Source organism: Streptomyces sp. NPDC020845 (assembly GCF_044334165.1).
Lineage (GTDB): Bacteria > Actinomycetota > Actinomycetes > Streptomycetales > Streptomycetaceae > Streptomyces.
Genome location: NZ_JBIRSJ010000010.1, coordinates 354,956 through 372,604, shown reverse-complemented (window position 1 = coordinate 372,604; position 17,649 = coordinate 354,956). Strand labels below are relative to the sequence as shown.

The 17,649-nt window shown below is 70.3% G+C and carries 20 protein-coding genes; 9 read left to right on the top strand and 11 right to left on the bottom strand.

Annotated features, from left to right (window positions below; translation table 11 throughout):
* Nucleotides 1-1,059: an ABC transporter ATP-binding protein gene (locus ACH4U7_RS27755; RefSeq protein WP_398530532.1), complete on the top strand. Its 1,059-nt coding sequence runs from the start codon at nt 1-3 to the stop codon at nt 1,057-1,059.
* The gene (locus ACH4U7_RS27750; protein WP_398530531.1) at nt 1,052-2,197 is read left to right on the top strand and encodes an ABC transporter ATP-binding protein; all 1,146 of its coding nucleotides are present in this window, start codon (nt 1,052-1,054) and stop codon (nt 2,195-2,197) included. Before ACH4U7_RS27755 ends, ACH4U7_RS27750 begins: the two co-directional genes overlap by 8 nt.
* Nucleotides 2,198-2,266: 69 nt before the next feature.
* Here the strand turns inward: ACH4U7_RS27750 and ACH4U7_RS27745 are convergent, their stop codons facing one another.
* The 3 genes from ACH4U7_RS27745 to ACH4U7_RS27735 all read right to left on the bottom strand — a co-directional run bounded on the left by ACH4U7_RS27745 (nt 2,267) and on the right by ACH4U7_RS27735 (nt 3,749).
* On the bottom strand, nt 2,267-2,392 hold the full coding sequence (locus ACH4U7_RS27745; RefSeq protein WP_398530530.1) for a hypothetical protein: 126 nt from the start codon (nt 2,390-2,392) through the stop codon (nt 2,267-2,269).
* A gap of 151 nt (nt 2,393-2,543) precedes the next feature.
* Complete coding sequence (locus ACH4U7_RS27740) at nt 2,544-2,777, bottom strand: hypothetical protein (protein ID WP_398530529.1); 234 nt, start codon at nt 2,775-2,777, stop codon at nt 2,544-2,546.
* A 132-nt stretch (nt 2,778-2,909) separates the two neighbouring features.
* Nucleotides 2,910-3,749, bottom strand: a complete 840-nt coding sequence (locus ACH4U7_RS27735) for a helix-turn-helix domain-containing protein (RefSeq protein ID WP_398530528.1) — start codon at nt 3,747-3,749, stop codon at nt 2,910-2,912.
* 120 nt (nt 3,750-3,869) lie between these two features.
* Between ACH4U7_RS27735 and ACH4U7_RS27730 the strand changes: the two genes are divergently transcribed.
* Nucleotides 3,870-4,883, top strand: coding sequence for an NAD(P)-dependent alcohol dehydrogenase (locus tag ACH4U7_RS27730; RefSeq protein WP_398530527.1), 1,014 nt, complete (start codon nt 3,870-3,872; stop codon nt 4,881-4,883).
* Between the two features lie 20 nt (nt 4,884-4,903).
* On the opposite strand, the gene ACH4U7_RS27725 is transcribed toward ACH4U7_RS27730, so the two are convergent.
* From ACH4U7_RS27725 to ACH4U7_RS27715, 3 genes are all read right to left on the bottom strand, one after another.
* Entirely contained in the window at nt 4,904-5,122 is a 219-nt protein-coding gene (locus ACH4U7_RS27725; RefSeq protein WP_398530526.1) for a hypothetical protein, read from the bottom strand.
* 61 nt (nt 5,123-5,183) lie between these two features.
* Nucleotides 5,184-6,335: an epoxide hydrolase family protein gene (locus ACH4U7_RS27720; RefSeq protein ID WP_398530525.1), complete on the bottom strand. Its 1,152-nt coding sequence runs from the start codon at nt 6,333-6,335 to the stop codon at nt 5,184-5,186.
* 69 nt (nt 6,336-6,404) lie between these two features.
* Entirely contained in the window at nt 6,405-7,556 is a 1,152-nt protein-coding gene (locus ACH4U7_RS27715) for a hypothetical protein (RefSeq protein ID WP_398530524.1), read from the bottom strand.
* 185 nt (nt 7,557-7,741) lie between these two features.
* Here ACH4U7_RS27715 and ACH4U7_RS27710 point away from each other — a divergent pair, with 185 nt between their 5' ends.
* From ACH4U7_RS27710 to ACH4U7_RS27685, 6 genes are read left to right on the top strand one after another with little or no spacing between them, the layout of a single operon-like run.
* Nucleotides 7,742-9,406: an ABC transporter substrate-binding protein gene (locus ACH4U7_RS27710; RefSeq protein ID WP_398530523.1), complete on the top strand. Its 1,665-nt coding sequence runs from the start codon at nt 7,742-7,744 to the stop codon at nt 9,404-9,406.
* A gap of 3 nt (nt 9,407-9,409) precedes the next feature.
* Entirely contained in the window at nt 9,410-10,333 is a 924-nt protein-coding gene (locus tag ACH4U7_RS27705) for an ABC transporter permease (protein ID WP_398530522.1), read from the top strand.
* Nucleotides 10,326-11,333, top strand: a complete 1,008-nt coding sequence (locus ACH4U7_RS27700; protein WP_385620482.1) for an ABC transporter permease — start codon at nt 10,326-10,328, stop codon at nt 11,331-11,333. Before ACH4U7_RS27705 ends, ACH4U7_RS27700 begins: the two co-directional genes overlap by 8 nt.
* Nucleotides 11,334-11,343: 10 nt before the next feature.
* Nucleotides 11,344-12,447, top strand: a complete 1,104-nt coding sequence (locus ACH4U7_RS27695; protein WP_398530521.1) for an ABC transporter ATP-binding protein — start codon at nt 11,344-11,346, stop codon at nt 12,445-12,447.
* Complete coding sequence (locus ACH4U7_RS27690) at nt 12,419-13,480, top strand: ABC transporter ATP-binding protein (protein ID WP_398530520.1); 1,062 nt, start codon at nt 12,419-12,421, stop codon at nt 13,478-13,480. Before ACH4U7_RS27695 ends, ACH4U7_RS27690 begins: the two co-directional genes overlap by 29 nt.
* A gap of 44 nt (nt 13,481-13,524) precedes the next feature.
* Complete coding sequence (locus ACH4U7_RS27685; protein WP_398530519.1) at nt 13,525-14,298, top strand: GNAT family N-acetyltransferase; 774 nt, start codon at nt 13,525-13,527, stop codon at nt 14,296-14,298.
* Here the strand turns inward: ACH4U7_RS27685 and ACH4U7_RS27680 are convergent.
* From ACH4U7_RS27680 to ACH4U7_RS27660, 5 genes are all read right to left on the bottom strand, one after another.
* The gene (locus ACH4U7_RS27680; RefSeq protein WP_398530518.1) at nt 14,286-14,645 is read right to left on the bottom strand and encodes a signal peptidase I; all 360 of its coding nucleotides are present in this window, start codon (nt 14,643-14,645) and stop codon (nt 14,286-14,288) included. The two genes, ACH4U7_RS27685 and ACH4U7_RS27680, sit on opposite strands and share 13 nt — an antisense overlap.
* A gap of 49 nt (nt 14,646-14,694) precedes the next feature.
* Nucleotides 14,695-15,567, bottom strand: coding sequence for a class I SAM-dependent methyltransferase (locus ACH4U7_RS27675; RefSeq protein WP_398530517.1), 873 nt, complete (start codon nt 15,565-15,567; stop codon nt 14,695-14,697).
* A 3-nt stretch (nt 15,568-15,570) separates the two neighbouring features.
* A complete protein-coding gene (locus tag ACH4U7_RS27670) occupies nt 15,571-15,996 on the bottom strand; it encodes a VOC family protein (protein WP_398530516.1) in 426 nt (141 codons plus the stop codon).
* A 67-nt stretch (nt 15,997-16,063) separates the two neighbouring features.
* Nucleotides 16,064-16,471 carry a helix-turn-helix domain-containing protein gene (locus tag ACH4U7_RS27665; protein WP_398530515.1) on the bottom strand — a complete coding sequence of 136 codons (408 nt, stop codon included), beginning with the start codon at nt 16,469-16,471 and terminating at the stop codon, nt 16,064-16,066.
* Between the two features lie 41 nt (nt 16,472-16,512).
* The gene (locus ACH4U7_RS27660; RefSeq protein WP_398530514.1) at nt 16,513-17,646 is read right to left on the bottom strand and encodes an ABC transporter ATP-binding protein; all 1,134 of its coding nucleotides are present in this window, start codon (nt 17,644-17,646) and stop codon (nt 16,513-16,515) included.
* Between the last annotated feature and the right edge of the window lie 3 nt (nt 17,647-17,649).

Sequence of the window (17,649 nt, the reverse complement as noted above, 5' to 3'; positions counted from 1 at the left end):
GTGACCACCATCGAAAAGACCGCGAGCGCCCCCGCCGGGCAGCGTGAGGCCGACGACGGCACCCCGCTGCTGGAAGTCCGCGACCTGCATGTGGAGTTCCACACCCGGGACGGCATCGCCAAGGCCGTCAACGGCGTCAACTACAGCGTCAGCGCGGGCGAAACTCTGGCCGTGCTCGGCGAGTCCGGCTCGGGCAAGTCGGTGACCGCCCAGGCCATCATGGGCATCCTCGACATGCCGCCCGGGAAGATCCCGCAGGGCGAGATCCTGTTCCGCGGCGAGGACATGCTCACCATGTCCAACGAGGAGCGCCGCAAGATCCGCGGCCGGAGGATCGCCATGATCTTCCAGGACGCGCTCTCCTCGCTGAACCCGGTGCTCTCCGTCGGCTACCAGCTCGGCGAGATGTTCCGGGTCCACCAGGGCCTGTCCAAGAAGGCAGCCAAGGCCAAGGCCATCGAGCTGATGGACCGGGTGCGCATCCCGGCCGCCAAGGAGCGGGTGGGCGACTATCCGCACCAGTTCTCCGGCGGTATGCGCCAGCGCATCATGATCGCCATGGCGCTGGCCCTGGAGCCCGACCTGATCATCGCCGACGAGCCCACCACCGCGCTGGACGTCACCGTCCAGGCCCAGGTCATGGACCTGCTCGCGGAGCTCCAGCGCGAGTACAACATGGGCCTGATCCTCATCACCCACGACCTCGGCGTCGTCGCCGACGTCGCCGACAAGATCGCGGTGATGTACGCGGGCCGGATCGTCGAGACCGCCCCGGTCCACGAGCTCTACAAGCGCCCGGCCCACCCGTACACCCAGGGCCTGCTGGAGTCGATCCCGCGCCTGGACCGCAAGGGCCAGGAGCTCTACGCGATCAAGGGCCTGCCGCCCAACCTGCTCAACACCCCGACCGGCTGCGCCTTCAACCCGCGCTGCCCCAAGGCGCAGGACATCTGCCGCACCGACGTCCCTGTGCTGGAGCCGGTCACCGAGCAGGACGGCACCCCGCTGCCGGGCCGCGGCAGCGCGTGCCACTTCTGGAAGGAGACGATCCATGGCTGACACCGAGAAGACCCCCGAGGCCGTGGACGCCACCCCCAACGTCACCGAGGTCGAGGTCGTCGAGGCCGCCACCGAGGAAGCGGCCGTCGCGGCCATCGACGCACCCGTCGAGCGCGGTGAGCCCATCCTCCAGGTACGGAACCTGGTCAAGCACTTCCCGCTGACCCAGGGCATCCTCTTCAAGCGCCAGATCGGCGCGGTCAAGGCCGTCGACGGCGTCTCCTTCGACCTCTACCAGGGCGAAACCCTCGGCATCGTCGGCGAGTCCGGCTGCGGCAAGTCGACCGTCGCCAAGTTGCTGATGACCCTGGAGACCGCGACCGCGGGCGAGGTCTTCTACAAGGGTCAGGACATCACCAGGCTGTCCGGCCGTGCCCTCAAGGCCGTCCGGCGCAACATCCAGATGGTGTTCCAGGACCCGTACACCTCGCTGAACCCCCGTATGACGGTGGGCGACATCATCGGTGAGCCCTTCGAGATCCACCCCGAGGTGGCCCCGAAGGGCGACCGCCGCCGCAAGGTCCAAGACCTCCTGGACGTCGTCGGCCTCAACCCCGAGTACATCAACCGCTATCCGCATCAGTTCTCCGGCGGTCAGCGCCAGCGCATCGGCATCGCGCGCGGGCTGGCCCTCAACCCGGAGATCATCATCTGCGACGAGCCGGTCTCCGCGCTGGATGTGTCGGTGCAGGCACAGGTCATCAACCTGATGGAGAAGCTGCAGGACGAGTTCAACCTCTCCTACCTCTTCATCGCCCACGACCTGTCCATCGTGCGCCACATCTCCGACCGCGTCGGCGTGATGTACCTGGGCAAGGTGGCCGAGATCGGCACCGACACCGAGATCTACGACCACCCCACCCACCCGTACACCCAGGCTCTGCTCTCCGCGGTCCCGGTCCCCGACCCGGAATCCCGCGAGGGCCGCGAGCGCATCATCCTCGCCGGCGACGTCCCCTCCCCGGCCAACCCGCCCAGTGGCTGCCGCTTCCGCACCCGCTGCTGGAAGGCCGAGGACCGCTGCGCGAAGGAGGCCCCCCTCCTCGCCATCCCCGAGCGCTTCGCGGGCTCGGACTCGCCTGCGGCGCACGAGTCGGCGTGCCACTTCGCGGAGGAGAAGGACGTGGTCCACGCGTAGGGTTTTCTTCTTGGCCACGACGAGGGCCGCCTGGACTGTGCTGACGGTCCCGGCGGCCCTCGTGGTTGTTCAGGACCCGGCCACCTCACGGCAGGCCGCGTCCAAGGTGCCCATGGGGACGGTGCTGTCGATTGCCCGGAGCGCCTGCTCATCGGGTGGCGGCATGGGGAACAGCGGCTTGTCGACGTCGGCCAACGGGCCGCGTTGGCTCCGGAGGCCCGGAGGGCGAAGGACCCACGCGACGACCCGGAGGTCGTCATAGCCGCGACCCCGGCCGCGCTCCGCTCGTTCCCGCGGGCGGCGAAGGCTGGGGAGTCCGACCGGATGATCTAGTGCCCGATGACGGTCACTTCATGACGCAGACCTTGTGGCCCTCAATCCAGACCTTGTACGTCTTGCCGTTATGGGTGACCGTCTTGGTCTTGGACGACATCTCCTTGCAGTGTTTGCCCGTCATGGTGGGCGAAGGCGTGGGCGATGGGGTCGCGGAAGCGGTACTCGTGGAGGTCACTGCCGCTCCACTGGCCAGCAGGGCCGCCGCAGCACCGGTGGCCAAGGTGCGTACGATCGAGTTCCGCATCACTGTCACCTTCTCAGATCGACTCTGAACTGCCTTTATTTCAATTCTTCGCTCGCTCTCGGCGAGGACGCACGTCGATCACGCGCGCGGCTGAGCGGCATTCGGCGTGTGGCCCGCGCACAGGCGCCCGCGTCATACCTCGGCGGGCGGCGCACCGACCGTGCTCGTGGCCGCACCGATTCGGCGCCGCTCCGCCCGCATCCGGAGGAGTTCCGCCGTGGCCTGGTCGGCGGGCAGAAACGCCTCCAGGTGGAGTTCGGCGAGGGTGATGTCCGTCGCGGTGGCGAAGGAGGTCAGCGTGGTGATCAGGCGTAGCTCACCGTCCGCCGACGCCAGCCGCATGGGGACGGAGAAGCCGAGGTGGTCGGGGCCGATGGGGGACTGGGGGACGTAGGCGGCCAGTTCGTCGGTGAACGCGTCGAGGCGGGGGTCCGGGCTGCGTCGGGCCCGGGCGCGGAGGTTTTCGATGACGTGACGGCCCCACTCGGGGAGGTTGCGGACGCGGTGGGCCATCCCGTCCGGGTGGAGCATGAGCCGGAGCATATTGACCGGGGGCACGAGCAGTTCGGGGTCCGCGTCCTCGGTGAAGACCTCGACGGCGTCGTTGGCCGCCACCACGCGTCCGTACGGCGCGATGACGAGCGCCGGGTAGGGCAGATGGCCGTGCAGGATCTGCTCGAGGGCGGTACGGACCGGCCGTAGTGCGGACTCGTCCAGGCCCGACTCGGCGAACACGGGGGCGTAACCGGCCTTGCCGAGCAGGTCGTTTCGCTCCCGTAGGGACAGGCGGAGCGATTCGGCGAGCCGGATGAGGATCGCGCGGCCCGGCTGGGAGCGGCCGCTTTCGATAAAGCTCAGGTGGCGTTGGGTGGTGTCGGCCAGCGCGGCCAGTTCGAGCTGGCTGAGCCGGCGCGCCCGGCGCCAGCGTCTCAGCTCGGCGCCGACACCCGTTTGCTCGATTCTGCTGCTCACCCTCGTAGTTGTATCCGGAGGTGGTGGCAGGCGGCGATTCCCTCCAGGGAATTGCCGCACGGCGGGCCGCCTCGCAGGATCGCTCGGCACAACCACCGAACGACTGCGAAAGGCCGTTTTATGAAGAGCTACCACCTTGTTCCGGGCCACGGCCTCGCCGGGCTGACCGTCCAGGACCGGGACGAGCCCGAGCCGGGACGTGGACAGGTCGTGGTCAGGATGCGCGCGAACTCGATCGGTTTCCGCGATCTGATGGTGCTGGCCGACAACTATCCGCTGCCGATCACGCCCGGCGTGGTGCCTGGCTGTGAGGGAGTCGGGGAGGTCGTGGCCGTCGGCGAGGACGTGGGGCGGGTGAAGGTGGGCGACCGGGTGGCCGCCGCCGTCTTTCCGCGCTGGCACGACGGCCCGTTCCTGCGCGAGAACGCCGCACAGCTCGGCACCATGATCGACGGCATGTTGACCGAGTACGCGGTGCTGAGCGAGGACGGCGTCGTGCCCATCCCGGAGCATCTGTCGTACGAGGAGGCCGCGACGCTGCCGCTGGCGGCGGTGACCGCCTGGAACGCCCTGACCACGGGCGCCGCGCCGCGCCCCGGCTCGACCGTGCTGACCCTCGGCTCGGGAGCCGTCTCGCTGTTCACCTTGCGGTTCGCGAAGCTGGCCGGCGCCCGGGTGATCGTGACCACGTCCAGCGCGGCCAAGGCCGAGCGGCTGAGGGCGCTCGGGGCCGACGAGGTGATCAACTACCGGGAGAGCCCGCAGTGGTGGCAGGACGTACGCGCCCTGACCGATGACCACGGCGTCGATCGGGTCGTCGATCCGTCGGGCCCACTGGAGCAGTCGCTGAAGTCCGTCGCGGTCAGCGGCGAGGTGGCGCTCGTCGGCCGCTGGCTGTCCGGGGCCGAGGGAGCCAAGCCCCTCGACCCTGCGGTCCTGTTCGGCGCGGGCGCGGTGCTGCGGCGGGTCGCCACGGGGAGCCGGGCCCATTTCACCGAGCTGAACCGGGCGGTCGCGGCGCATCGGGTGCGTCCGGTGATCGACCGGGTGTTCCCGTTCGACGAGGTGCCGGATGCCTTCCGGTACGTCCAGTCGGGCGGCGGCTTCGGGAAGGTCGTCATCAGCCACGGCTGACCCCGGCAGACGGAGGCGAGTCACCCTCCGAGGGCAGAAGTCTCGGGGAAGAAGCCGGCGCCCTGGACGTACGCCATCGCCTCGGTCCACTTCGGGTCGCCGAAGAAGAGGTGCGTCACCTCGGTCACGGACGTGCCGCCGGCCGCGACGGCCCTGCGGTGCGTGGCCTCGGCGTCCTCGACGTAGAGGCGCAGGAAGGCGGGCGTCGGCGGCCAGCCGGGCGGAGCGTCGAACGGCATGACGATCGAGTCGCCGATCCGTATCTCCGCGTGTCCGATCCGCCCGTCCTCCCCCCAACCGTCAGCGCAGCGTACGGAAGAACGCCCGTACGTCGCCGATCAGCAGCTCCGGCACCTCCATCGCCGCGAAGTGCCCGCCCGCGTCGAACTCCGACCAGTGGGTGATCGTGTGGTGTGGCTCGGTGAGGCGGCGGATGGCGCCGTCTCCGTGGAAGACCGCCACACCCGTGGGGATCTTGGAGCGCTCCGGGGGTGTGGTCCACACCGACGCCGCCTCCTTGTAGAGCCGGGCGGCAGATCCGGCCGTATTGGTGAACCAGTAGATCGAGACGTTGGTCAGCACGGCGTCGCGGTCGAGCGCGTCCGGCTTGTCGCCGTGGGCGGCGAACCAGTCGAGGTTCCAGGCGAGTTGGCCGGCGGGGGAGTCGGCGAGGCCGTAGGCCAGGGTCTGGGGGCGGGTGCCCTGGATGGCGGCGTAGCCGGACAGGTCGCGGCGCCAGCGCTGGGTCCCGGCCAGGCGGGTCTGCTCCGTGGGGGTGAGTCCTTCCAGTTGGGCGGGGTCGCCGGAGGGGATCGTCACCAGCGCGTTGACGTGCACGCCGATGACCTCGGACGGGGCCACCCGCGCCACCTCGGGGGAGATGAGCGAGCCGAAGTCGCCGCCCTGCGTCCCGTAGCGCTCGTAGCCCAGGCGCCGCATCAGCTCGTGCCAGGCGGTGGCGATGCGACGGATGCCCCAGCCGGGCTCGCGGGTCGGGCCGGAGAAGGCGAAGCCGGGGAGGGAGGGGATGACGAGGTGGAAGGCGTCCGTTGGGTCGTCGCCGTGGGCGCGGGGGTCGGTCAGCGGGCCGATGATCTCCGTGAACTCGGCGACCGAGCCGGGCCAGCCGTGGGTGATCAGCAGCGGCAGGGCGGCCGGCTCGGGGGAGCGGATGTGGAGAAAGTGCACCCGCTGCCCGTCGATGTCCGTGGTGAACTGCGGAAACGCGTTGAGCCGAGCCTCCTGCGCCCGCCAGTCGAACTCCCCGGCCCAGTAGTCGGCCACCTCGCGTACGTAGTCGAGCGAAACGCCGTAGGACCAGCCGACGCCGGGCAGCTCATCGGACCAGCGGGTGCGGGTCAGGCGCTCACGCAGGTCGTCGACGTCGGGTTGGGGGATGGCGATGCGGTAGGGGTGGATGGCGGGGCGGGCGCCGTGCGTGGTGTCGTTCATGGGGCGCACGGTAGAGCTGGTTGCGGTCAGAGAGTGTCCCCATCGCTCCGGTGTCAGCGCTGACGTGGTCTAACGGCGGCAGCACGACGGGCTTCGGGCCGGATCCACGGTGTCGACGTGGATCGCGCCTGCGGTTCGTAGTGCCTTCTCCACTTTCTGTTCCATGCCGGGCCGTATCTCTTGGACGAGAATGTGCAGATGGTTGTCTTCGTCGCGGTGTGAGGAATAGCCGTGGCGGACGCTGCATCCCGCTATGGCCGCCAGCAGCGACAGGTAGAACGACCTGTCCCCTTCGACGTCCGGGTCGAAGACCGCGGCGATGTCGGACAGTCCACCGACGTCGACCTTGCGCACGGCGATCCCCTCGTCCGTGGCGGTGGCGATGCGAACGGACGTGGTGCTGCTCATCGTGCACGAAGACCCCGAGGCGTGCGCGGCTCGCACCCGGCCCGCGCCCGCCGACGCCGAGGTGATGGTGTTGCCGCCGTGGTCGACCAGCGCCACCTCGAAGTCCCCGACCAACCAGAACCGGTTGTCATCCGCCGGTATGGCGAACGCGCCGTAGCTGTTGAGCAGATGCTCCGGTCCGTCGGGCGTGAGCCATCCGACGTGGGATTCGCGTGCCGCCCAGCGGGCGGTGACGAGGATGCCGCGCGCCGTGGCGTAGCCCGTCAGTTCGGTTTCGTCGGCGCCACCGGCATGCCAGAGCCCCAGCGGTTCGAGGTCGTGGGTGAAATGTGCCACGACTCCTCGCCGGCCGTCAGCGACGACCAGCCCGTGCTCGGTGACGGTCAGAGTCGGGTCGCCGCCGATCGCGCGGGTGAAGGGGTGCTCGCCGGTCGCCGCGAGACCGGGCACCGCCTGGCCGAGGTCGTCCAGGGTCACTTCACGCTCCCACCGGCCCGGCTGCCCGACGGCCAGTCGGCACACCCCGTCGGCGGAAGGGAGGACCGCCGCCAGCCGGCCGTCGCCGAGCCCGGCCACTCGTAGGACCGGCCCCTCATGGGTAGCGACCGAGGACATGTCGCTCAGCCGGAACTCCTGGAGGCGATGGCCGGCCCAGATACGGTCGGCGCCCGTATCGACCGCCAGCGGGGTCCTCCGGCCCAGGGGGTGTTCGGCCGTCGACTCGCCGATCACCGCGGAGTCGCGGAGGACACGAACGGTGCCTGTTTCCTCGCATGCCTGGACCACCAGCGTGCCGTCGGTCCAGATCTCCATGAGCCCTCCGTGCCGTCCTGCTCGATGCCGGGTTTGAGCCTACTGGGGCCCACCGACAGTCCCCTCGATGAGGCTCACCCCGCCCCCTCCGAACACGGATGGCTGTCGCGCGGATGCGGAACGTCATCTCATGGGATGTCATATGGGCCTAAGGCGGAACTCGGACCCACCCTCGGGAGGCACCCATGCGCATCGCCGCGCGCGCTCGGTGCCTTCGGTGTGGATCGCGGGCCGTCTGTGTGCCGGTGGGCCCCGCCCTGCCGGTTCTCGGCCTGCTGGTCCTGGCCCTCGCCGCGACCGGCTGCGGCGGCGGCGACGCGCCCAAGGGCGTCGTACGGTCCTCCTGGGGCGACCCGCCGAACCCGCTGGAGCCGGCCAATATCAATGACGTCCAGGGCGGCAAGGTCCTGGACATGATCTTCCGGGGGCTCAAGCGGTACGACCCCGTGACCGGTGAGGCCAGGAACGCGCTCGCCGACCGGATCCAGTCGGCCGACCAGCGGACCTTCACCGTCACCATCAAGGACGGCTGGCGGTTCGGCAACGGCGAGAAGGTCACCGCCAAGTCCTTCGTGGACGCCTGGAACTACGGCGCGCTGCTCGACAACAAGCAGCGCAACGCGTACTTCTTCGAGTACATCCAGGGCTACGACAAGGTCCACCCGGCCACCGGCCGCCCCACCGCGAAGACGCTGTCCGGACTGCGGGTCAAGAGTGAGCGGACCTTCACGGTGAAGCTCACGCAGAAGTTCTCCAGCTGGCCCAAGACGCTCGGCTACAACGCCTACGCGCCGCTGCCCCGCGCCTTCTTCGACGACCACGCCGCCTGGCTGCGCAAACCCGTCGGCAACGGCCCGTACGAGGTGGTCTCGTACGCCAAGGGCTCGGTGATGAAGCTGCGCGCCCGCGACGGCTACCCGGGCCCCGACAAGCCCCGCAACAAGGGCGTCGAGTTGCGCGTCTACACCGACAGCAACACCGCCTACACCGATCTGCAGGCGGGCAATCTCGACCTGGTGGACGATGTGCCCGCCGCCCAGCTGAAGTTCGTCCGCTCCGACCTCGGGAACCGGTACATCAACCAGCCCGCGGGCATCATCCAGACCCTCACCTTCCCGATGTACGACCGCCGCTGGCGGGGGCCGGGCTCGGCGAAGCTGCGGCGCGGTATCTCCATGGCGATCAACCGCCCGCAGATCACCGACCGGATCTTCCACGGCACCCGGACCCCGGCCACCGACTGGACCTCCCCGGTGCTGCGCCACCAGGGCGGCTACCGGCCGGGCCTGTGCGGCGACGCCTGCTCCTTCGACCCGGTACGGGCCAGGGCGCTGATCAAGGCGGGCGGCGGGCTGCCCGGCGGCCGGATGACCATCACCTACAACGCCGACACCGGTTCCCACAAGGACTGGGTCGACGCGGTCTGCAACAGCGTCAACAACGTGCTGCGCAGCGACCGGGCCTGCGTCGGCAGACCGGTGGGCACCTTCGCCGACTACCGCAACAAGATGACCAACAAGCGGATGACCGGGCCGTTCAGGGCCGGCTGGCAGATGGACTACCCGCTGATCCAGAACTTCCTGCAGCCGCTGTACTACACCGACGCCTCCTCCAACGACGGCCACTGGAGCGACACCGCCTTCGACCGGCTCGTCGACCGGGCCAACGGTGAGTCGGGAGACGGAGCGGCCATCGCGGCCTTCCAGGACGCCGAGAAGATCCTCGCCACGCAGATGCCCGCCATCCCGCTGTGGTACCAGAACGGCAGCGCGGGCTACTCGCCGCGGCTCGCCGATGTGGCCCTCAACCAGTTCAGCGTCCCGGTCTACGACCGGATCAAGGTCGGCTGAGCCATGGGCCGTCATGCGCTCCGGCGGCTGCTCCAGATGATCCCCGTGTTCCTGGGCACGACCTTCCTGATCTTCTTCATGGTGTACGCGCTGGGCGACCCCGTCGCAGCCCTCTTCGGCGACCGGGCCCCCGACCCGGCCACCGCCGCGCGCATCCGCAAGGACCTCTACCTCGACGAGCCGCTGTGGCGGCAGTACGCGCACTACATGGGGCAGGTCTTCAGCGGCCACTTCGGCACCGCCTTCGACGGCCGGCCCGTCACCGACCTGATGGCCGACGCCTTCCCCGTCACCCTCCGGCTGACCGTCGTCGCCGTGCTCTTCGAGATGGCCCTCGGGCTCACCCTCGGCGTCGCGACCGGGCTGCGGCGGGGGCGCGGCCTGGACACCTCGGTGCTGCTGCTGACCCTGGTCGTGGTCTCCGTCCCGACCTTCGTCAGCGGCTCGGTGCTGCAGTACGTGATCGGGGTGAAGTGGGGCTGGACCACGCCCTCGGTCGCGCCGGACGCGCCTTTGGGCCAACTGGTGCTGCCGGGCGTCGTGCTGGGCCTGGTCTCCCTCGCGTACACCACCCGGCTCACCCGTACCTCCATCGTGGAGAACGCCCACGCCGACTATGTGCGCACCGCCGTCGCCAAGGGGCTGCCGCGCCGCCGGGTGATCGTCCGCCATCTGCTGCGCAACTCCCTGATCCCCGTGGTGACCTTCCTCGGCACCGATATCGGCGCGCTCATGGGCGGTGCCATCGTCACCGAGCGGATCTTCAACATCCATGGCGTGGGATACCAGCTCTACCAGGGCATCCTGCGCCAGAACTCCCCAACGGTCGTCGGCTTTGTGACCATCCTCGTGATCGTCTTCCTGCTGGCGAACCTGCTTGTCGACCTCCTCTACGCCGTGCTCGACCCGAGGATCCGGTATGCCTGAGCCGTTTGACACCCCCCAAGCCATCGCCCCGGCCGGCGGCGGCGCACAGGCCCTGGCCGCGACCGACACCCAGGCGCTGCGGGGCGCCCCCGCGCCCACACCCGTGGTGCCCGCGGGCAGACGCGGCCCGGGGCGCCCCGCGGGGCGGGCCGCGGCGCCCCGCGGGCTGTGGTCCGACGCCTGGCGGGACCTGCGCCGCAATCCGGTCTTCGTGGTCTCCGCCCTGGTCATCGTCTTCCTCGTACTGATCGCGATCTGGCCGGAGCTGATCACGGACGGCAATCCGTACCGCGGCGATCTGTCCAAGGCGCAGGACGGCCCGGCGCCCGGCCACCCCTTCGGCTACGACCTCCAGGGCCGCGACGTCTACACCCGCACCGTCTACGGGGCCCGCGCCTCCATCGCCGTCGGCATCTGCGCCACCGCGGGCGCGGCCCTGCTCGGCAGCGTGCTGGGCGGGCTGGCCGGGTACTACGGCGGCTGGTGGGACGCGCTGTTGTCACGGATCGCCGATGTCTTCTTCGGCATCCCGATCCTGCTGGGCGGGCTGGTCTTCCTGTCCGTGGTCACCAGCGGGTCGGTGTGGCCGGTGGTCGGCTTCATCGTGCTGCTGGGCTGGCCACAGATCTCCCGTATCGCGCGCGGGGCCGTGCTGACCGCCAAACGGCACGACTACGTCCAGGCGGCGCGGGCGCTCGGCGCGAGCGACACCCGGACGCTGCTGCGGCATATCGCGCCCAATGCCGTGGCCCCCGTGATCGTCGTCGCCACCATCGCGCTCGGCACCTACATCTCGCTGGAGGCCACGCTGTCCTTCCTCGGCGTGGGGCTCAAACCGCCGACCGTCTCCTGGGGGATCGACATCTCCTCCGCCTCCACCCAGATCCGCAACGCCCCGCACATGCTGCTCTGGCCGGCCGGGGCGCTGAGCATCACCGTGCTGGCGTTCATCATGCTCGGCGACGCGGTGCGCGACGCGCTCGATCCGAAGCTGCGCTGAGGAGCGGGGAATGAGCGCACCATCCGGGTCGCAGCCCGCCGTGCCGCGGCTGCTGGACGTACGGGACCTGCGGGTCGAATTCCGCACCAGGGACGGCGTCACCGAGGCCGTGAGCGGGGTCAGCTACGGGGTGGACGCGGGCCGGACGCTCGCGGTGCTGGGTGAGTCGGGCTCGGGCAAGTCGGTGACCGCCCAGGCGATCATGGGCATCCTGGACTCGCCGCCCGCCTTTGTGACCGGCGGGCGGATCCTCTTCCAGGGGCGGGACCTGCTGGAGCTGGGCGAGGAGGAGCGCCGCCGGGTGCGCGGCGCCCGCATGGCGATGATCTTCCAGGACGCGCTCTCCGCGCTGAACCCCGTGGTGTCGGTGGGCGCCCAACTCGCCGAGATGTACGAGGTCCACCAGGGACTGTCGCGCCGCGCCGCGCGTGCCAGGGCCGTCGAGCTGATGGACCGGGTGCGCATTCCGGCGGCGAGGGAGCGGGTGGGCGACTATCCGCACCAGTTCTCCGGCGGTATGCGCCAGCGGATCATGATCGCCATGGCGCTGGCGCTGGAGCCGGACCTGATCATCGCGGACGAGCCGACGACCGCGCTGGATGTCACCGTCCAGGCCCAGGTGATGGACCTGCTCGCGGAGTTGCGGCGCGAGTACGACATGGGTCTGATCCTGATCACCCATGACCTGGGTGTGGTCGCCGATGTCGCCGACACCATCGTGGTGATGTACGCGGGCCGGATCGTCGAGACCGCGCCCGTACGCGACCTCTACCGCCGCCCGGCCCACCCGTACACCCGGGGGCTGCTGGACTCGGTGCCGCGACTCGACGGTGGGGGTGCGGACAGGGGCCGGGAGCTGTACGCGATCAAGGGCCTGCCGCCCGGTCCGGCGGACCTCCCGCCCGGCTGCCCCTTCACCCCGCGCTGCCCGCGCGCCCAGGACATCTGTCGCACCGAACGGCCGCCGCTGTACGTGGTGACGTACGGGGACGCGGCGTACGGGGACGCGGCGTACGGGGACGCGGCGTACGGGGACGCGCCCGCGAAGCGGACCAGCGCCTGCCACTTCTGGAAGGACGAGCTCGATGCCCGCGATGCCATCGCAGCCCCCTGAACACGCTCGCGAACCGGTATTGGAGGTGCGCGACCTGGCCAAGCTCTATCCGCTCACCCAGGGCGTCGTCTTCAAGCGCCAGGTCGGCGCGGTCAAGGCCGTCGACGGCGTCTCCTTCGAGCTGCGGCGCGGCGAAACCCTGGGCGTCGTCGGCGAGTCCGGCTGCGGCAAGTCCACCCTCGCCCGGCTGCTGGTCAACCTGGAGCGGCCGACCGCGGGGGAGATCCGCTACCGGGGCGAGGACATCACCAAGCTGTCCGGGCGGGCGCTGAAGGCCGTCCGGCGGAATATCCAGATGGTGTTCCAGGACCCGTACACCTCGCTGAATCCGCGGATGACGGTGGGCGACATCATCGGTGAGCCCTTCGAGATCCATCCGGAGGTGGCTCCGAAGGGGGACCGTCGCCGCAAGGTGCAGGAGCTGCTGGATGTGGTCGGCCTCAATCCTGAGTACATCAACCGCTATCCGCATCAGTTCTCCGGCGGTCAGCGCCAGCGCATCGGCATCGCGCGCGGGCTGGCCCTCAACCCGGAGATCATCATCTGCGACGAGCCGGTCTCCGCGCTGGATGTGTCGGTGCAGGCCCAGGTCGTCAATCTGCTGGCGCGGCTCCAGGAGGAGTTCGCCCTCTCCTACCTCTTCATCGCCCACGATCTGTCCGTCGTCCGCCATATCTCCGACCGGGTGGCGGTGATGTATCTGGGCCGCTTCGCCGAGCTCGGCACCGACACCGAGATCTACGACCACCCGACCCATCCGTACACCCAGGCATTGCTGTCCGCGGTCCCGGTGCCCGATCCCGAGCCCCGCGAGGGCCGTGAGCGCATCCTCCTGGCCGGTGACGTCCCCTCCCCGGCCAACCCGCCCTCCGGGTGCCGCTTCCGCACCCGCTGCTGGAGGGCCGAGGACCGCTGCGCGGTGGAAGTGCCCCGGCTCGTGGTGCCCCCGGCCTTTCAAGCTCCGGGCGGCCCGGCCGCACACCCCTCGGCCTGCCACTTCGCCGCAGAACGGCTGCCCGCGCCCAGCGGCTGACGACCCACCCTCCTGACCCCGCGCCGGGCACCTACGATCCCTCCATGCCATCGAACGATCTCCACCGCGCCACGGCCTTCCGGCTCTCCTTCGCGCGCCGCCAGGCCGCCGAGGTGAGGGAGGTGCCCGGCGGCTTCCTGGTGCTGGACGACGACTATGCCCGCTCCCACGAACACAACCAACTCCACCTCGACGGGTCGGTGTCCCCCGCAGAGGTCCCCGACCTCGCCGAGGCGTCCATGGCCGCCCTGCCCCACCGCCACCTCACCATCCACGACGACGCCCTGGGCGCCGCCTGCGCGCCTTACCTCACCCGGGTCGGCTATGGCCACGGCACCGAGCTCGTCATGACCCACACGGGCCCCACACCACCCGCCGCCCCGGCCCGCGCCGAGCCCCTGGACCTGCCGGCACTCGCCCCCGCGCTCGCCCGGCAACAGCGCCGCTGGATGCCGCACGCCGACGACGAGACGATCCGCCAGCTCGTAGAGCGGCGCACCGCCCGGCTGCGCGGGGCCGAGCGGGTGCAGTTCCTCGGCGTGTACGCCGCGGGCGGCGACCTGGCCTCCTGGGCCGACCTCTACCTGGCCTCCGCGGACGGCATCGCCCAGGTCGAGGACCTGGTCACCGCCGACCCTCACACCCGCCACGGCCACGCGGACACCCTCCTGGCCGACGCCCTCCACCGCTCCGCCGCCGCGGGCTGCACCCTCCGCTTCCTGGTCGCGGACGGCGACGACTGGCCCCGCCGTTGGTACGCTCGCCGGGGTTTCACGGTGGTGGGGCGCGTGCACACCTTCACTCGCTACACCGCATAGCCGGGCACGGACGGCCAGCGGACTGTCAGCACCACCGACTCCTCCTCCGCGAACCAGGAGTGGTCGACTCCGCGCCCCCATACGACGTAATCGCCCTGCTCTTCCAGGAGAACGCTGCGGCCGGGCAGCTCGACGCGGAAGCGGCCGCTGATGAGGACCAGGAGCGCGGTCCGCTCCTCGCCGCGCACCCACTCGGCTCGTTCGTCACCCGGAGGGTGCACACCCCACTTGATCTCCACGGCATCGCTGTGTCGGGGATCGTCGGCGTCCTTGAAGTGTCCGAGGATCCACCCCCGGTCCAGTGCGGCGTCCTTGCCCGCGTTGCCCACGTACACGCTGTTGTTCACGCGCTCGGACGCTACCAGTCCTGGGGCTCGGCACCCCGTACTGCCGCTCTCAGACGGTCGCCACCAGCAGCTGCTCCGCGCTCGACGGCCGGAGCCCGTCCGTCCGGTCGGCGAAGTAGCGCTGGGCGAGGTCGGCCGCCGATACGTGCCGGGCCTGGCCGAAACCGGATTCACGGGCCAGCGCCAGCATCTCCGGCGGGGCGAAGTGGCTGAGGAAAGGCGTCCCGGCCGCGCGCGCGAATTTCTCTGTCGCCTCTTGCCGGGGACGCTCCTCCGCTTCCATGAGTTCCAGGGGCAGCATGAACGTCATGGCCAGCGTGGAGCCGGGGGCCAGCGCCGCGATCTGGCGGAGGGTGTCCGTGATCGCATCCCGGGTGAGGTACATGGCGACGCCGGTGGAGGCCACGACGGCCGGCCGGGCTGTGTCGAAGCCGGCGGCGGTCAGCCGCTCCCACCAGGACCCGCCCGCCTCGAAGTCGACCGGCACGAGCCTCAGCCACTCCGGGACGGCGAAGCCGAGCTCGATCAGGCGCTGCCGCTTCCAGGCCTGGGGTCCGGACTGGTCGACCTCGAATACCCGCAGGCGGGAGGCGATCTCAGGGCTGCGCTGGGCGAAGGTGTCCAGGCCGGCGCCGAGGATGACGTACTGGCTGACGCCGTGGTCGGCCTCTGCCGCGACCAGGTCCTCGATGAAGCGGGCTCGGGCCACAATGGATGCCCGGTTGCGGCTTGTAGCGTGCGGATCCATGTCCGGGCGGTGGCGCCAGCCGTCGTCCGGGGCGGCCAGGCGCAGGCCGATCTCGTCTTCGAGTACATGCGGCGCGGGGTCGGCCTGGGCGTGCAGGGCCCGCCACAGGGCGACCCGCACCGCCGTGCTCTCCGCCGCGGCGGTTGGCTCATCAGGGGTGCTGTTCTCGCTCATCGGTTACCGCCGCTGGGTCAGACTGAACACGTTGCCGGAGTCGTCGCGGAAGACGGCCTCGATGCCGTAGGGCCGCTCGGCGGGCTTCTGGAGGAAGACCACGCCCCGTTCGCTGAGCTCGGCATACGTCTTGTGGCAGTCGTCGGCAGCCAGTACGCCGGCGCCGAGCGCACCCTTGGCGACCAGGGCCCGGATCTGCTCGGCGCTGTCGGGCGCGTGGCCCATGCGGCAGTCAGCGAGGATGAACACGACCTCCGGCTGGCTCGGCGGGCTGACGGTGAGCCATCGGAAGCCCTGGCCGGAGCCCTCGAACTCCTCTCCCATGACGATGTCGTTGTGTACCTGGAAGCCGAGCTTGTCGACGTAGAAGCTCTTCGCCGAGTCCTGGTCGAGGACGTAGATGGTGGTGTGCGTGAGCCTGGTGATCATGTCCACTCTTCCGTCTGTTCCTGTGCGGTGTGGACTTTCACGCTAGGGCCGACGCCGGGCGGGCCGCTTATCCGCGATTGCTGGGATCGGGCACGGGCCGCGCCCAGGCCATTACGAAGCATCCCGGGATCGTCGGTGGGCCACCGCGGGCGGTCATGCGCCGCCGGTAGACAGAGGGCGAGCAGCCGACCAGCTCGGTGAAACGGCGGGAGAACGAGCCGAGGCTGCTGAAGCCAACGACCATGCAGATCTCGGTGACGGTGAGGTTGGCCGAGGCCAGGAGGTCCTTGGCGCGCTCCACCCGCCGTCGGCTGAGATAGCCGCCCGGTGTCTCGCCGAACGCTGTCCGGAACTGACGCGCGAAGTGGTACCGGGAGAACCCGGCTTCGGCGGCCATCGCCGCCAGGTCGAGCGGCTCGGCGTAGCGCGCGTCCATGAGGTCGCGCGCTCGCCGCAGATGGACCAGGGTCTCCACGTCGGCGAAGCTACCACTCGTGCCGCACGTGACTGGTGCCCTCAGGCCTTGTGGATGTCCTCCGCCGCGATCAGCGCCGGGTCGAGGATGACGTCCTGCTCGCGGGCCGCGACGCTGGGGGCCTCGGGGAAGTGGCAGGCGGACAGATGGCCCTCGTGGTTGCCTTCGAGGCGGATCAGCGGGGGCTCCTCCCGCGCGCACTTGTCCTGGGCCTTCCAGCAGCGGGTGCGGAAGCGGCAGCCGGAGGGCGGGTTGATGGGGGAGGGGACGTCGCCGGCGAGGCGGATGCGCTCGCGGCGCGCGGTGCCGCTCGACTCGGGGGCCCCGGCTCCGCCGTCGTCCAACTCCTCGTCCAGCAGGACGGCCTCGGGGACCGCGGAGAGCAGGGCGTGGGTGTAGGGGTGACGCGGGCGGTGGTAGATGGAGTCGCGGTCGCCGACCTCGACGATCTTGCCGAGGTACATGACCGCGACGCGCTGCGAGAAGTGGCGCACGACGGCGAGGTCATGGGCGATGAAGAGGAAGGCGATGCCCAGCTCGCGGCGGAGCTCCTGGAGAAGGTTGACGACCTGGGCCTGGATGGAGACATCGAGCGCGGAGACCGGTTCGTCGGCGATGATGAGCTTGGGTTCGAGGGCGAGCGCGCGGGCGACGCCGATGCGCTGGCGCTGGCCGCCGGAGAACTCATGGGGGAAGCGGTTGTAGTGCTCGGGGTTCAGGCCCACGGTCTCCAGCAGCTCGCGCACCCGGGCCTCGCGGCCGCCCGGCGGCTCGATGCCGTTGATCTCCATCGGCCCGGAGATGATCGAGCCCACCGTCTGCCGGGGGTTCAGCGAGGAGTACGGGTCCTGGAAGATCATCTGGATCTCGGAGCGGATCGGCGCCAGCTGTTTGCGGTCCGCGTGGGTGATGTCCTGGCCCTGGTAGCTGATGGTCCCCGCGGTGGGCTCCAGGAGCCGGGTCAGCAGGCGGCCGGTGGTGGACTTGCCGCAGCCGGACTCGCCGACCAGGCCGAAGCTCTCGCCCGCCCGCACGGTCAGATCGATGCCGTCCACCGCCTGGACGGCCCCGACCTTCCGTCTGAAGGGGAAGCCGCCCATGATCGGGAAGTGCTTGGTCAGCTTCTCCGCGACCAGGAGGGGTTCCCCGGACGCGGCCGACGCGTTGCTGCTCATGGT

Coding starts and splice junctions, on each gene's coding strand:
- ACH4U7_RS27725 (WP_398530526.1), bottom strand. CDS start 5,122: ATGCCGTTCGACGCTCCGCCCGGCTGGCCGCCGACGCCCGCCTTCCTG.
- ACH4U7_RS27750 (WP_398530531.1), top strand. CDS start 1,052: ATGGCTGACACCGAGAAGACCCCCGAGGCCGTGGACGCCACCCCCAAC.
- ACH4U7_RS27740 (WP_398530529.1), bottom strand. CDS start 2,777: ATGCGGAACTCGATCGTACGCACCTTGGCCACCGGTGCTGCGGCGGCC.
- ACH4U7_RS27700 (WP_385620482.1), top strand. CDS start 10,326: ATGCCTGAGCCGTTTGACACCCCCCAAGCCATCGCCCCGGCCGGCGGC.
- ACH4U7_RS27720 (WP_398530525.1), bottom strand. CDS start 6,335: ATGAACGACACCACGCACGGCGCCCGCCCCGCCATCCACCCCTACCGC.
- ACH4U7_RS27695 (WP_398530521.1), top strand. CDS start 11,344: ATGAGCGCACCATCCGGGTCGCAGCCCGCCGTGCCGCGGCTGCTGGAC.
- ACH4U7_RS27675 (WP_398530517.1), bottom strand. CDS start 15,567: ATGAGCGAGAACAGCACCCCTGATGAGCCAACCGCCGCGGCGGAGAGC.
- ACH4U7_RS27710 (WP_398530523.1), top strand. CDS start 7,742: ATGCGCATCGCCGCGCGCGCTCGGTGCCTTCGGTGTGGATCGCGGGCC.
- ACH4U7_RS27660 (WP_398530514.1), bottom strand. CDS start 17,646: ATGAGCAGCAACGCGTCGGCCGCGTCCGGGGAACCCCTCCTGGTCGCG.
- ACH4U7_RS27705 (WP_398530522.1), top strand. CDS start 9,410: ATGGGCCGTCATGCGCTCCGGCGGCTGCTCCAGATGATCCCCGTGTTC.
- ACH4U7_RS27670 (WP_398530516.1), bottom strand. CDS start 15,996: ATGATCACCAGGCTCACGCACACCACCATCTACGTCCTCGACCAGGAC.
- ACH4U7_RS27690 (WP_398530520.1), top strand. CDS start 12,419: ATGCCCGCGATGCCATCGCAGCCCCCTGAACACGCTCGCGAACCGGTA.
- ACH4U7_RS27730 (WP_398530527.1), top strand. CDS start 3,870: ATGAAGAGCTACCACCTTGTTCCGGGCCACGGCCTCGCCGGGCTGACC.
- ACH4U7_RS27685 (WP_398530519.1), top strand. CDS start 13,525: ATGCCATCGAACGATCTCCACCGCGCCACGGCCTTCCGGCTCTCCTTC.
- ACH4U7_RS27715 (WP_398530524.1), bottom strand. CDS start 7,556: ATGGAGATCTGGACCGACGGCACGCTGGTGGTCCAGGCATGCGAGGAA.